Origin of the sequence: Bordetella genomosp. 8 (assembly GCF_002119685.1) — a bacterium.
Classification (GTDB): domain Bacteria; phylum Pseudomonadota; class Gammaproteobacteria; order Burkholderiales; family Burkholderiaceae_B; genus Bordetella_C.
This window is the reverse complement of sequence record NZ_CP021108.1, coordinates 583,984-596,886: the sequence shown is the minus strand read 5'-3', so window position 1 is coordinate 596,886 and position 12,903 is coordinate 583,984. Positions and strand designations below refer to the sequence as shown.

The following is a 12,903-nucleotide window of genomic DNA, read 5'->3' as shown; positions in this document are numbered from 1 at the left end:
CGATAGGCATTACCAGGCCTGGGGTTGCCCGAAGCCGCCGGTCCTGGCGGCTTTTTGCCGGGCGCGGACTACCGCAGGAACTGCGTGTACCAGGGCATGGCGACTTCCAGGCCTTCGATGATGTCGTGCATGGGCGTGTAGCCCAGCTGGTCGTTGGCCTTGGCGATGTCGGCCTGCGAGTGCCGCACGTCGCCCGGGCGGAAGTTGCCGTAGACCGGCGCCTTGTCATACTGCACGCCATGCTTGGCCAGCAGCCGCGTCAAGTGCGCGAACAGCTGGTTCAGGCTGGTGCGCGCGTTGCAGGCGACGTTGTAGACCTGGTGCTTGCCCTGGGGCTGCGCCAGCGCCGCCAGCAGATTGGCCTGCACGGCGTTTTCCACGAAGCAGAAATCGCGGCTGGTCTCGCCATCGCCGTTGATCACCACGTCTTCGCCGCGGATCATCGCGCCTATCCACTTCGGAATGACGGCGGCATACGCGCCATTGGGATCCTGCCGCTTGCCGAACACGTTGAAATAGCGCAATCCCACCGCGCCGAAGCCATAGGCCCGGGCGAACACGTCGGCGTACAGTTCGTTCACGTACTTGGTCACCGCGTAGGGCGACAAGGGATTGCCGATGGCGGACTCGACCTTCGGGAGCGCCGGATGATCGCCGTAGGTGGAGCTGGACGCCGCATAGACGAAGCCCTGCACGCCCGCGTCGCGCGCCGCGACCAGGATATTCAGGAAGCCGTCGATGTTCACCGAATTGGTGGCGATGGGATCCTGCAGGGAGCGCGGCACCGAACCCAGCGCCGCCTGATGCAGCACGTAGTCCACGTCGGTGACGGCCTTGCGGCAGGTATCCAGGTCGCGGATATCGCCTTCGATGGAGGTGAACCGCCCCCACTGCTCGGCCGAGACCAGCTCCATGACTTCGTCCAGATTGTGCTGGTGCCCGGTGGCGAAGTTGTCCAGGCCGACCACCGTCTGGTCCAGTTTCAACAGCGTTTCCACCAGGTTCGAGCCGATGAACCCGGCGCAGCCGGTCACCAGCCAGGCGCGGGGCGACTGGCGCAGGTCTTCAGTGATTTGTTGGTAGCGTTGCGACATGCTTTGCCCTTTTTCAAACGTGGATTACAAACGCAGGTCCGATTCACCGGGCTGCAGCACGTACTTCAGGTCGTACAGCACGTGCTGGGGCTTGCCGTAGGCGCGAATGCGCGCGGCGCCCAGCTCGGCGAACTGCCGATGAGCTACCGCAAGAACGATGCCGTCGTAGCGGCCGTCCTGCGGCGCGGCGACCGGCTCGATATCGTATTCGGCGCGCGCCTCGGCCGGATCGACCCAGGGATCGTAGACGTCCACTTCGACGCCGTATTCGCGCAGTTCGCCCACGATGTCGACGATCCGCGTATTGCGCAGGTCAGGACAATTTTCCTTGAAGGTCAGGCCCATGACCAGGACCCGGGCACCCTGCACGTGGATACGCCGCTTGGTCATGGCCTTGACCAGCTGCGATACGACGTAGCTGCCCATGCCGTCGTTCAAGCGCCGGCCCGCCAGGATGATCTCGGGGTGATAGCCCAGGCTCTGCGCCTTGTGCGTCAGGTAATAGGGATCGACGCCGATGCAATGCCCACCCACCAGGCCCGGGCGGAACGGCAGGAAATTCCACTTGGTGCCGGCCGCCTGCAACACCGCCTCGGTATCGATGCCCATTTTGTTGAAGATCAGCGCCAGCTCATTGATCAAGGCGATGTTGACGTCGCGTTGGGTGTTCTCGATGACCTTGGCGGCTTCGGCCACGCGGATCGACGCGGCCTTGTGCGTGCCCGCGGTGACGATTTCACCGTACAGCGCATCGACCAGATCCGCGACTTCCGGCGTCGAACCGGAAGTCACCTTCTTGATGGTGTTCACGCGATGCGTCTTGTCGCCCGGGTTGATCCGCTCCGGGCTGTAGCCGGCGTAGAAATCGCGGTTGTAGACCAGACCGGACACGCGCTCGAGCACCGGCACGCATTCTTCTTCCGTGGCGCCGGGATAGACCGTGGATTCGTAGATGACGATATCGCCGCGCTTCAGCACCCGGCCTATGGTTTCGCTGGCCTTGCGCAGCGGCGTCAGGTCGGGCTGCTTGTAGGCGTCGATGGGCGTGGGCACCGTGACGATGTAGACGTTGGCCTGCGACAACTGCGCGGCGTCGGCGGTGAACGACAGCTGCGCGGCGGCCGCGAGTTCGTCGGGCTCGACTTCCAGCGTGTGGTCGCGTCCCTGCCGCAGTTCGGCGATGCGGTCCGTGTTGATATCGAAGCCCAGAACGGGACGCTTCTTGCCGAATTCCACCGCCAGGGGCAAGCCGACGTAGCCCAGGCCGACGATGGCCAACTTCACATCCCGTATACCCAACATGACGGATTCCTGCCGCTTTAGATGTGGCGATTTTAGTGGACGCGGAACGTGGGCCAGGCTGGCCCCGGGGGAAATTTGGATAAAAAAAAGCCCGAGATCTGACGATCTCGGGCTAAATCCACCAAAGGAGGAGGGTGGAGGAGACAACCGTGGCATGTCGCAGAGGGTTAACCCTGGAGTACCCTCCCAGGTACTCTGTCTGCCGTCGGGGTTTTGCACCGCACCGACTGCGTTTCGACATCCGATGGACAAATCATAGCCAAACTTTTTGTGCGATGCAAGAAGAATTTTTGGGGCAATTCAACGGGCCACAAACTGTTGTTTTTGTGCATCGCATTAATATTCCGCTGGCGCCGCAGCATCGCCGGCATGGGCAGCAGATAAGTCCTCTTCTACGTAGCAACCTTTATGCCGGATCCGCCGGAGCGACGGCGCGCCCGAGGGGGTTAACCCTGTAACAGTGTGAAGCCCGGCGAGATCGGCCTCAGATCCAGTAGGCGGTACCCGTCATGACCCGCGAAAGCGCCCGCATCGCGCCGCGTACCGGCCACGACAGCGCGGCCGCGCCGGCGCGCTCGGCGCTGACCCGGTGATTGATCTCGTCCTGCTTCATCTGGTCCACCACCTGCCGCGAACGGTCGTCCTGGGCGGGGAGCCGCTTGAGGTGGCTTTCCAGGTGCGCTTCCACCTGCCGCTCGGTTTCCGCCATGAAGCCCAGATTGCGCCGCACCCCGGCGCGGCTGGCCAGCAGGCCCATGCCGAACGATCCGGCGTACCACAGCGGGTTCAGGAAACTCGGCCGGCTGCGCAGCTCGCCCAGGCGCCGCTCGCACCAGGCCAGGTGGTCCACCTCTTCCGTGGCGGCCTGGTGGAACATCTGGCGGGTGGCGGCGTCGGCGCAGCCCAGCGCCTGGCCCCGGTAGAGGGCCTGTGCGCAGATCTCTCCGACATGATTCACCCGCATCAATCCGGCGGCGTGGCGGCGCTCGGCGGGGGTGAGCGTTTCCGGGGTCTCGCGTCCCGGCGGATAAGGCCGTCCCGCGCTGGAGGCGCCGGCCAGCACCCGCAGGGCGCGGTCCGCCTCACCCAGCAGAGCGTCCAGGGGACTCTTGCGGCGGACCAGGGGCGGAAACACGGAGGATGGCTGCTGCGGGTACGGCATGAAAGACTCCTTGGACTCGGACATTCCCATTGTAAGGAGACTGCAAAGACCGGGCCTGGAACGGGCTATGATCCTTGTTTGCGATGACGAATCAGGATTTCGACATGGAATGCACGATCGATTGGGGCGGCCCGTCGGGCATGTTGTTCGTGGCCAAATCGGGTAGCGGCCATGTCGCCGTGATGGACGGCGCGGTGGATGGCGGGGGTCATGACCTGGCCTTGCGGCCCATGGAAATGGTGCTGGCCGGAACCGGCGGCTGCACGGCGTATGACGTGGTGCTCATCCTCAAGCGCGGCCGCCACGCGGTCACGGGATGCAGCGTCAAGCTGGAAGCCGATCGTGCCGAGACCGATCCCAAGGTCTTCACACGCATCAACTTCGCGTTCACGGTCACGGGCCACAAGCTGCCGCGCGCCGCGGTCGAGCGCGCCGTGCAGCTGTCGCACGAAAAATACTGCTCGGCGTCGGCGATGCTGGCGAAAACCGCCGAACTGACGTTTTCCGTCGACGTGGTCGAGGCCGGCGCGGCCGACGCCACGAACACGAACGCCAGCGCGAACTGAGCCGCACGGGACGCCATGGGCCAATACGAAGACTTCATGCGCCATGTCTATGAGCATGGCGTCACCAAGACCGACCGCACCGGAACGGGGACGCGCTCGGTGTTCGGATACCAGATGCGGTTCGACCTGTCGCAGGGTTTTCCGCTGATCACGACCAAGAAGCTGCACACCAAGAGCATCTTCATCGAGCTGCTGTGGTTCCTGCGCGGCGACAGCAACGTGCGCTGGCTGCAGGAGCGCGGCGTCACGATCTGGGACGAGTGGGCGGACGCGGACGGCAATCTCGGGCCGGTCTACGGCGTGCAATGGCGTTCCTGGCCGACGCCGGACGGCAAGCACATCGACCAGATTTCGCAGTTGCTGGATCAGATCCGCCGCAATCCGGACTCGCGCCGCCTGATCGTATCGGCCTGGAACGTCGCCGACATTCCCCGCATGGCCCTGCCGCCCTGCCACGCGCTGATCCAGTTCTACGTGGCGGACGGCAAGCTGTCCTGCCAGCTCTACCAACGCAGCGCCGACATTTTCCTGGGCGTGCCGTTCAATATCGCCAGCTATGCATTGCTCACCCACCTGGTGGCTCAGCAATGCGACCTGGACGTGGGCGATTTCATCTGGACGGGCGGCGATTGCCACATCTATAGCAATCATTTCGAGCAGGTCGAACTGCAGCTGTCGCGACAGCCGTATCCGTATCCCAGACTGAACATCAAGCGCAAGCCCGCGTCGATCTTCGAGTACGAATACGAAGACCTGGAAGTGGTCGACTACCAGAGCCATCCGCATATCAAGGGGGCGGTGGCGGTATGAACGTGGCAGATGCGGGTGCCGCGGGCAGCGGACCCCGGCTGACCCTGGTGGTGGCGTATGCGCGCAACCGAGTGATCGGCCGCGACAACGGCCTGCCGTGGAAGCTGCCGGGCGACCTGGCGCATTTCAAGCGGACGACGCTGGGCCACCCCATCGTGATGGGTCGCAAGACCTGGGAATCCCTGGGGCGGCCCCTGCCGGGGCGCAGCAATATCGTCATCAGCCGGACGCCCGGCTATGCCGCCGACGGCGCCATCGTGGTGCCCGATATCGAGGCTGCCCTGCGCGCGGCCGCCGACACGGATGAAGTCTTCATCATCGGCGGGGCGCAGATCTTCGGCGCGGTGCTGGACCATGCGGAACGCATCGTCGCCACCGAGATCCATGCCGACATCGACGGCGACGCCTGGTTTCCGCACCTGCCCGCGTTCCGCTGGCGCGAGGTATCGCGCCAGGCCCAGCCGGCCGAAAACGGCTATGCCTACGATTTCGTGGTGTATGAACGGGCCTGATCAGGGGCCTGATCGGGGGCCTGAACGGCCGTGTATCGCGCCGGACTGCCCGGCACCTGCGCGTCCAGGAAGCGCCACAGCCTTTCGTCGTCCGAATAGGCCACGTTCAGCCTGATCCACGGTATGTCGCGCTGCTCGGCGTCGAAATAGGAACCAGGCGCCAGCCAGATGCCATCGCGCAAGGCCCGTTGGGCCAGGGCGTTGGCGCCCGGCTCGCCGCCGTGGGGCAGGCGGGCCCATAGGAACAGTCCCGCGCGCGGCTCCGCGTGCACGGTCATGCCGAGCTCCGCAAGGCGGCGCGCCACGGTCTCGTGCGCCAGGGCCAGCCGCTCGCGCAGGCCGGCCACGTGCGCGCGATAGCGGCTGTCGCGCAAGGCCTCGTGCACGACGCGCTCCATGATTTCCGGCGATGTCAGTCCCACCGCCATCTTCGTGCGCGCCATGTCGCGCACGATATCGGGATGGGCGATCGCGTAGCCCACCCGTACGGAAGGACTGATGACCTTGGAATAGCCGCTCAGGTAGATGACCCGGCGCAGGCCGTCCAGGGCGGCCAGCACCGGCGCGACGCCCGGCGCCAGCTCGCGCGAGATGTCGTCCTCGATGACCCAGCAGTCGTGCTGCTCGGCGATGCGCAGTACCTGGTAAGCATTGGCCATGGTCAGGCTGGTACCGGTGGGATTCTGCAGCACGGTATTGACGATCATCGCGCGCGGGCGGTGCGCCTGGGCCGCGCGCTCGAGTTCGCCGATGTCCAGGCCGTCCACCGTGCGCGGCACCGCCACGGCGCGCAGGCCGGCCAGCCTGAGCAGCGCCAGCAGGTTGGCATAACAAGGTTGCTCGACGACCACCGCGTCGCCCGGTCGCAGCAGCGTGCGTATCGCGAGATCCAGGCCGTGGGTCACGCCCTGGGTCAGCAGCACCTGTCCGGTATCGACAGGCATGCCCAGGGACGCGGCATGCGTGGCGATCGCCTCGCGCAGCGGCACATAACCGTAAGGGTGTCCATAGCCGGCGATGCGCCCTCCCGGGACGCGCGCGACGTGACGCAGCCCCAGATGCAGGCCGGCTTCATTCAGCCATTCGCCCGGCAGCCAGCCGCAGCCGGACTTGACCGGGATGGAATGGTCGGCGAACACATCGGACAAGAGCCACTCGGCGCCGGGCGTGGGCGGCTTCCACGCCTGCGGCGCCGGCGCCGCCGCCGACGCTACCGCGGGCGCGCGCGCGGCGACCCGGTATCCGGAACCCGGGCGCGCCTGCAGCCATCCCTGCGCGACCAGGCGGCCATAGGCGCTGGCAACCGTAAAGGTGCTGACATCATAGGCGCGCGCGAATTCGCGCACCGAAGGCAGCGACATGCCGGGCGCCAGGGCGCGCGCTTCGATGGCGCGCACGACGGCGTCGATCAGTTGCTGCACCAGGGTGGGCGCTTGCGCGCGGTCGCGCAGGGGTCGGAAGTCCAGGAAGGGAAGATCAGCCATGAAGAAGCCTGTACAGTTGTCCAGAATTCACCTGTACGGCTGGTCATTTTTACACGGATTGTGTATTTGCAGGGCGGATCGGCAAGCCGAGAATGCCAGCTGATTCCCACGACGCCGGATTGCCGGCCCTTGGCCATGCCAGGGCCCGTGCCATCCACCCGGCGTCGACCTATCCAAATCCGGAGCCCACATGAACGCGCCGCATACGCCCACCGATATGTCCCATCTTTGGATGCCCTTCACTGCCAATCGGCAGTTCAAGGCCCATCCGCGCATGCTGGCATCGGCCAAGGGCATGTACTACACCTCGCTGGACGGCCGTCAGATCCTGGATGGCACGTCGGGACTGTGGTGCGTGAACGCCGGCCACTGCCGCGAAGAGATCACCGAGGCGATCTCGCGCCAGGCGGGCATCATGGATTACGCGCCCGGCTTCCAGCTGGGCCATCCCCTGGCCTTCCAGGCCGCCACCGCCGTGGCGGAGCTGATGCCGCAGGGCCTGGACCGTATCTTCTTCACCAATTCCGGCTCGGAATCGGTCGACACCGCGCTGAAGATCGCCCTGGCCTACCACCGCGCCCGTGGCGAAGGCCAGCGCACCCGCCTGATCGGCCGCGAGCGCGGCTATCACGGCGTGGGCTTCGGCGGGATTTCCGTGGGCGGCATTTCTCCCAATCGCAAGATCTTCTCGGGCGCCCTGCTCCCCGCGATCGATCATCTGCCCCATACGCACAACCTGGAGCAGAACGCGTTTTCCAAGGGCCAGCCCAACTGGGGCGCGCATCTGGCCGAGGAGCTGGAACGCATCCTGGCGCTGCATGATCCGTCGACCGTCGCCGCCGTCATCGTCGAACCGATGGCCGGATCCACCGGCGTGCTGGTGCCGCCCAAGGGCTATCTGGAAAAGCTGCGGGAGATCACCAGCAAACACGGCATCCTGCTGATTTTCGACGAAGTCATCACCGGCTACGGCCGCGTGGGCGCCGCCACCGCCAGCGAGTTCTTCGGCGTCACCCCCGACCTGATCACCATGGCCAAGGGCATCAGCAACGCCGCGGTGCCCTGCGGCGCGGTGGCGGTCCGGCGCGACGTGCATGACGCCATCGTCGAAAGCGGACCCGCCGGCATCGAGTTCTTCCACGGCTACACCTACTCGGCGCATCCGATGGCCTGCGCCGCGGTGCTGGCCACCCTGGACATCTACCGCCGCGACAATCTGTTCGCCCGCGCCCGCGAATTGGCGCCCGCCTTCGAAAAGGCCGCGCACGGATTGAAGGGCACGCAGCACGTCATCGACGTGCGCAACATCGGCCTGGTGGCGGGCGTCGAACTTTCGCCGCGCGCCGGCGCGCCCGGCGCCCGCGCGGCCGAGGCCTTCCAGCGCTGCTTCGACACCGGCCTGATGGTGCGCTATACCGGCGACACCCTGGCGGTCTCGCCGCCCCTGATCATCGACGAAAAACAGATCGAGCAAATCTTCCAGACCATAGGCTCGGTATTGAAGGAAATTGCCTGACCATGACCACTATTCCGCATTACATAAACGGCCAGCACTATGACGGCCGCAGCGGCCGCAACGGCGACGTGTTCAATCCGGCCCGTGGCGAAATCGCCGCCCGCGTACCGTTGGCCAGCGTGGAAGACGTGGACCTGGCGGTGACGGCGGCGCGCGAGGCCTTCCCTGCCTGGTCGGAAACCGCGCCGTTGAAGCGCGCGCGCATCCTGTTCAATTTCAAGGCCCTGCTGGACCAGCATCAGGACGAGCTCGCCGAACTCATCACCCGCGAACATGGCAAGGTGTTCTCGGACGCCAAGGGCGAAGTGATGCGCGGCATCGAAGTCGTCGAATTCGCCTGCGGCATTCCTCATCTGCTGAAGGGCCAGTACACCGAACAGATCGGCGGCGGCATCGACAACTGGAGCATGCGCCAGTCCCTGGGCGTGGTGGCCGGCATTACGCCGTTCAACTTCCCGATGATGGTGCCGGCCTGGATGTTCCCGGTGGCGATCGCCTGCGGCAACACCTTCGTGCTCAAGCCGTCGGAACGCGACCCGTCGGCTTCGGTACGCCTGGCCGAACTGCTGACGGAAGCAGGCCTGCCGCCCGGCGTGTTCAATGTCGTGCATGGCGACAAGCAGGCCGTGGACGCGCTGATCGCCCATCCGGACGTGCAGGCCCTGTCCTTCGTCGGCTCGACGCCGATCGCGCAGTACATCTACGCCCAGGGTACGGCGCGCGGCAAGCGCGTGCAGGCGCTGGGCGGCGCCAAGAACCATCTGGTGGTCATGCCGGACGCCGACATGGAACAGGTCACGGACGCGCTGATGGGCGCGGCCTACGGCTCGGCCGGCGAGCGCTGCATGGCCATTTCGGTGGCCGTGGCGGTCGGCGACATCGCCGACACGCTGGTGGAACGGCTGACGCCGCGCGTGCGTGCCCTGAAGGTGCTGGACGGGATGGATCCGCAGGCCGAGATGGGCCCGCTGGTGACCGCGCAGCATCGCAACAAGGTGCGTGGCTATATCGAAGACGGCATCGCCGCCGGCGCCAAGATGGTGGTGGACGGACGCGACCTTACCGTGCCGGGCAGCGAGAAGGGATTCTTCCTGGGCGGAACGCTGTTCGATCACGTCAAGCCGTCGATGAACATCTACCGCGAAGAGATCTTCGGACCGGTGCTGTGCGTGGTGCGCGTGCCCGACCTGGCGGCGGCCGTGAAGCTGATCAACGAACACGAGTTCGGCAACGGCGTGTCCTGCTTCACGTCCGATGGCGGCGTGGCACGGGCCTTCGCGCGGCAGATCCAGGTGGGGATGGTGGGCATCAACGTGCCGATTCCGGTGCCGATGGCCTGGCATTCGTTCGGCGGCTGGAAGCGGTCGCTGTTCGGCGACCATCATGCCTACGGCGAGGAAGGCGTCCGCTTCTATACGCGCTACAAGAGCGTGATGCAGCGCTGGCCGGACAGCATCGCCAAGGGCGCGGAATTCACGATGCCGGTGGCGAAGTAAAAAAGCCCGGCGCGCGAGCGCCGGGCTTTTTTACATCAGACGCGCCAGGTGACAAGGCGCATCAGGCGCATCAGGCGCATCAGGCGTACGCCTCGATGGGCAGGCAGGAGCACACCAGGTTGCGATCGCCATAGGCGTTGTCCACGCGCGCCACCGGCGGCCAGTACTTGCCGTCCTTCAGCGACTCCAGCGGATAGGCAGCCTCGCGCCGCGTGTAGTCGTGATGCCATTCGTCGGCCATCAGCGTGGCCGCCGTATGGGGAGCGTTCTTCAGCACGTTGTCGTCCCGATCCCGCTCGCCACGTTCGATCAACGCGATCTCCTGGCGTATGGCGATCATGGCGTCCACGAAGCGATCCAGTTCGGCCAGGCCTTCGGATTCCGTGGGCTCCACCATCAGCGTGCCCGCCACCGGGAAGCTCATGGTGGGCGCATGGAAACCGTAGTCGATCAGGCGCTTGGCGATGTCTTCCGCCGACACGCCGCTGCTGTCCTTCAGCGGCCGCACATCGAGTATGCATTCGTGCGCGACGCGGCCATTGCGGCCGCAATACAGCACGGGGTAGTGCTCGCGCAGGCGATGGGCGATGTAGTTGGCGTTCAGGATGGCCACTTCGGTGGCCCGCAGCAGGCCTTCGGCGCCCATCAGCGCGATGTAGATATACGGAATCGGCAGGATGCCGGCCGAGCCGAAGGGCGCCGCCGACACCGGACCGACCTTGGCGCCTTCCGGCAGCCTGCCGGCCGCATCGACCACGCCGGGCAGGTAGGGCGCCAGGTGCCCGCGCACCGCGACGGGGCCCACGCCGGGACCGCCGCCGCCGTGCGGAATGCAGAAGGTCTTGTGCAGGTTCAGGTGCGACACGTCGGAGCCGAACTTGCCCGGCTTGGCCAGCCCCACCATCGCGTTCATGTTGGCGCCGTCCATGTACACCTGGCCGCCGGCCTGGTGCACGATGTCGCAGATCTCCGTCACGGCTTCCTCGAAGACGCCGTGGGTCGAAGGATACGTGATCATCAGCGCCGACAGGCGATCGCCGACCTGCGCCACCTTGGCGCGCAGGTCCGCGACATCGACGTTGCCGTTCGAATCGGAGGCCACGACCACCACCTGCATGCCGGCCAGCTGGGCCGACGCGGGGTTGGTGCCGTGCGCCGACGAAGGTATCAGGCAGACGTTGCGCTGGTGCTGGCCATTCGCCTCGTGGTACGCGCGGATCGCCAGCAGGCCGGCGTACTCGCCCTGGGCGCCGGAATTCGGCTGCAGGCTGACGGCGTCGTAGCCGGTGATTTCGCACAGCGCGGCCGACAGCCTGTCGATCAACTGGCGATAGCCGGCGGTTTGCGCGGCGGGCGCGAAGGGATGCATGTTCGCGAATTCCGGCCAGGTGATGGGGATCATCTCGGCCGTCGCGTTCAGTTTCATGGTGCACGACCCCAGCGGGATCATGCTGCGGTCGAGCGCCAGGTCCTTGTCCGCCAGCTTGCGCAGGTAGCGCAGCATGTCGGTTTCCGATTGCACGCTGGAGAACACCGGATGCGCCAGGATGTCGCCCTGGCGCGCCACGGCGGACGGGATGCCGGCGGCTGCGCGCCGGTCCAGCGCATCGATATCGATCGCGGTGGCGGCCTTGCCCGATCCGCTGGCGAATACGCCGGCCAGTTGCGCCAGGTCGGCGTCGGTGACGGTCTCGTCCAGCGACACTGCCACGTGCTCGCCGTCCACCGCGCGCAGGTTGATGCTCACCGCGTCGGCGGCCGCCAGGACCGCCGCGGTAGCGGATCCCGTGCGCACCTGCAGCGTATCGAAGAACGTGTCGTTGACGACCTTGACGCCAAGCTGGTCGAGGGCCGTGCGCAGGATGGCCGTGGCGCGCTGGACGCGTTCGGCGATGCGACGGATGCCGGCGGGACCGTGCCAGACGGCATACATGCCGGCCATCACCGCCAGCAGCACCTGCGCCGTGCAGATGTTGGACGTGGCCTTTTCACGGCGGATATGTTGCTCGCGCGTCTGCAGCGCCAGGCGCAGCGCGTGGTTGCCCTGCGCGTCCTTGGAAACGCCGACCAGGCGGCCCGGCATGTTGCGCTTGTAGGCGTCCTTGCAGGCCATGAAGCCGGCGTGCGGGCCGCCGAAACCGAAGGGCACGCCGAAACGCTGCGCCGATCCCACGGCGATGTCGGCGCCCCAGGCACCCGGCGGCGCCAGCAAGGCCAACGCCAGCAGGTCGGTGGCGCAAGCCACCACGGCGCCGCGCGCGTGCGCGGTTTCGGCCAGGGCGCGGTAGTCGTCCACGCCACCCAGGCTGCGCGGGTACTGGAGCAGCACGCCGAAGCAATCCGGCAGGCCGGCGGTTTCGTCGCCGACGACGATCTCGATATCCAGGCCTTCGGCGCGGGTGCGCACGACCTCGATGGTCTGCGGATGGCAGTGGCCCGAAACGAAGAACACATTGCTGGAGGACTTCGCGCCACGGCGCGCCAGCGTCATGGCCTCGGCCGCCGCCGTGCCTTCGTCCAGCAGCGATGCGTTGGCGATGTCCAGGCCGGTCAGGTCCGCGACCATGGTCTGGTAGTTGAGCAGGGCTTCCAGGCGGCCCTGCGAGATCTCCGGCTGGTAAGGCGTATAGGCCGTGTACCAGGCGGGATTTTCGAGGATGTTGCGCAGGATGACGTTGGGCGTGTGCGTGCCGTAATAACCCTGCCCGATATAGCTGCGGTAGACCTGGTTGCCGCGCGCGATGTCGCGCAGCTCGGCCAGCACGTCCGGTTCGCTGCGCGCCGGCGGCAGCGCCAGCGGCGCCTTGGTGCGGATGGCCGGCGGCACCACCTGGCCGATCAGGTCTTCCAGGCTGTCCGCGCCCAGCGCGCGCAGCATGGCGGCCTGGTCGGCGTCGGACGGCCCGATGTGGCGGGGAATGAAATCGGTATGCGTGTCGAGGGGGCGCGACATGGTTTCTC

Annotated in this window: 10 protein-coding genes; 5 read left to right on the top strand and 5 right to left on the bottom strand. The window is 66.3% G+C overall.

Features of this window, described 5'->3' with window-relative positions; genetic code table 11:
* Positions 1 to 68: 68 nt before the first annotated feature.
* From CAL12_RS02705 to coq7, 3 genes are all read right to left on the bottom strand, one after another.
* Complete coding sequence (locus CAL12_RS02705) at positions 69 to 1,094, bottom strand: SDR family oxidoreductase (protein ID WP_086063076.1); 1,026 nt, start codon at positions 1,092 to 1,094, stop codon at positions 69 to 71.
* A 24-nt stretch (positions 1,095 to 1,118) separates the two neighbouring features.
* Positions 1,119 to 2,396 (bottom strand): Vi polysaccharide biosynthesis UDP-N-acetylglucosamine C-6 dehydrogenase TviB, encoded by a 1,278-nt coding sequence (gene tviB, locus CAL12_RS02700; protein ID WP_086063075.1) that lies wholly within the window; start codon positions 2,394 to 2,396, stop codon positions 1,119 to 1,121.
* 484 nt (positions 2,397 to 2,880) lie between these two features.
* Positions 2,881 to 3,558, bottom strand: a complete 678-nt coding sequence (gene coq7 / locus CAL12_RS02695; RefSeq protein WP_086063074.1) for a 2-polyprenyl-3-methyl-6-methoxy-1,4-benzoquinone monooxygenase — start codon at positions 3,556 to 3,558, stop codon at positions 2,881 to 2,883.
* Between the two features lie 104 nt (positions 3,559 to 3,662).
* On the opposite strand from coq7, the gene CAL12_RS02690 reads away from it, so the two are divergent.
* The 3 genes from CAL12_RS02690 to CAL12_RS02680 are packed head-to-tail and all read left to right on the top strand — an operon-like array spanning position 3,663 to position 5,446.
* Entirely contained in the window at positions 3,663 to 4,124 is a 462-nt protein-coding gene (locus tag CAL12_RS02690; RefSeq protein WP_086067636.1) for an OsmC family protein, read from the top strand.
* Positions 4,125 to 4,139: 15 nt separating this feature from the next.
* Positions 4,140 to 4,934: a thymidylate synthase gene (locus tag CAL12_RS02685; protein ID WP_086063073.1), complete on the top strand. Its 795-nt coding sequence runs from the start codon at positions 4,140 to 4,142 to the stop codon at positions 4,932 to 4,934.
* Positions 4,931 to 5,446 (top strand): dihydrofolate reductase, encoded by a 516-nt coding sequence (locus CAL12_RS02680; protein WP_086063072.1) that lies wholly within the window; start codon positions 4,931 to 4,933, stop codon positions 5,444 to 5,446. The genes CAL12_RS02685 and CAL12_RS02680 overlap by 4 nt, the downstream gene beginning before the upstream one ends.
* On the opposite strand, the gene CAL12_RS02675 is transcribed toward CAL12_RS02680, so the two are convergent.
* Complete coding sequence (locus tag CAL12_RS02675; RefSeq protein ID WP_086063071.1) at positions 5,416 to 6,930, bottom strand: aminotransferase-like domain-containing protein; 1,515 nt, start codon at positions 6,928 to 6,930, stop codon at positions 5,416 to 5,418. The two genes, CAL12_RS02680 and CAL12_RS02675, sit on opposite strands and share 31 nt — an antisense overlap.
* A 190-nt stretch (positions 6,931 to 7,120) precedes the next feature.
* Between CAL12_RS02675 and CAL12_RS02670 the strand changes: the two genes are divergently transcribed.
* The gene (locus tag CAL12_RS02670; RefSeq protein ID WP_198298359.1) at positions 7,121 to 8,446 is read left to right on the top strand and encodes an aspartate aminotransferase family protein; all 1,326 of its coding nucleotides are present in this window, start codon (positions 7,121 to 7,123) and stop codon (positions 8,444 to 8,446) included.
* A 2-nt stretch (positions 8,447 to 8,448) separates the two neighbouring features.
* Complete coding sequence (locus tag CAL12_RS02665) at positions 8,449 to 9,942, top strand: CoA-acylating methylmalonate-semialdehyde dehydrogenase (RefSeq protein ID WP_086063070.1); 1,494 nt, start codon at positions 8,449 to 8,451, stop codon at positions 9,940 to 9,942.
* 79 nt (positions 9,943 to 10,021) lie between these two features.
* Here CAL12_RS02665 and gcvP read toward each other — a convergent pair whose 3' ends face one another.
* A complete protein-coding gene (gcvP, locus tag CAL12_RS02660; RefSeq protein WP_086063069.1) occupies positions 10,022 to 12,895 on the bottom strand; it encodes an aminomethyl-transferring glycine dehydrogenase in 2,874 nt (957 codons plus the stop codon).
* Positions 12,896 to 12,903 lie beyond the last annotated feature (8 nt).

What these genes read in the sequence shown, in the direction of transcription:
- CAL12_RS02705 (WP_086063076.1), bottom strand. Translation starts at nt 1,094, where the DNA reads ATGTCGCAACGCTACCAACAAATCACTGAAGACCTGCGCCAGTCGCCC.
- tviB (WP_086063075.1), bottom strand. Translation starts at nt 2,396, where the DNA reads ATGTTGGGTATACGGGATGTGAAGTTGGCCATCGTCGGCCTGGGCTAC.
- coq7 (WP_086063074.1), bottom strand. Translation starts at nt 3,558, where the DNA reads ATGCCGTACCCGCAGCAGCCATCCTCCGTGTTTCCGCCCCTGGTCCGC.
- CAL12_RS02690 (WP_086067636.1), top strand. Translation starts at nt 3,663, where the DNA reads ATGGAATGCACGATCGATTGGGGCGGCCCGTCGGGCATGTTGTTCGTG.
- CAL12_RS02685 (WP_086063073.1), top strand. Translation starts at nt 4,140, where the DNA reads ATGGGCCAATACGAAGACTTCATGCGCCATGTCTATGAGCATGGCGTC.
- CAL12_RS02680 (WP_086063072.1), top strand. Translation starts at nt 4,931, where the DNA reads ATGAACGTGGCAGATGCGGGTGCCGCGGGCAGCGGACCCCGGCTGACC.
- CAL12_RS02675 (WP_086063071.1), bottom strand. Translation starts at nt 6,930, where the DNA reads ATGGCTGATCTTCCCTTCCTGGACTTCCGACCCCTGCGCGACCGCGCG.
- CAL12_RS02670 (WP_198298359.1), top strand. Translation starts at nt 7,121, where the DNA reads ATGAACGCGCCGCATACGCCCACCGATATGTCCCATCTTTGGATGCCC.
- CAL12_RS02665 (WP_086063070.1), top strand. Translation starts at nt 8,449, where the DNA reads ATGACCACTATTCCGCATTACATAAACGGCCAGCACTATGACGGCCGC.
- gcvP (WP_086063069.1), bottom strand. Translation starts at nt 12,895, where the DNA reads ATGTCGCGCCCCCTCGACACGCATACCGATTTCATTCCCCGCCACATC.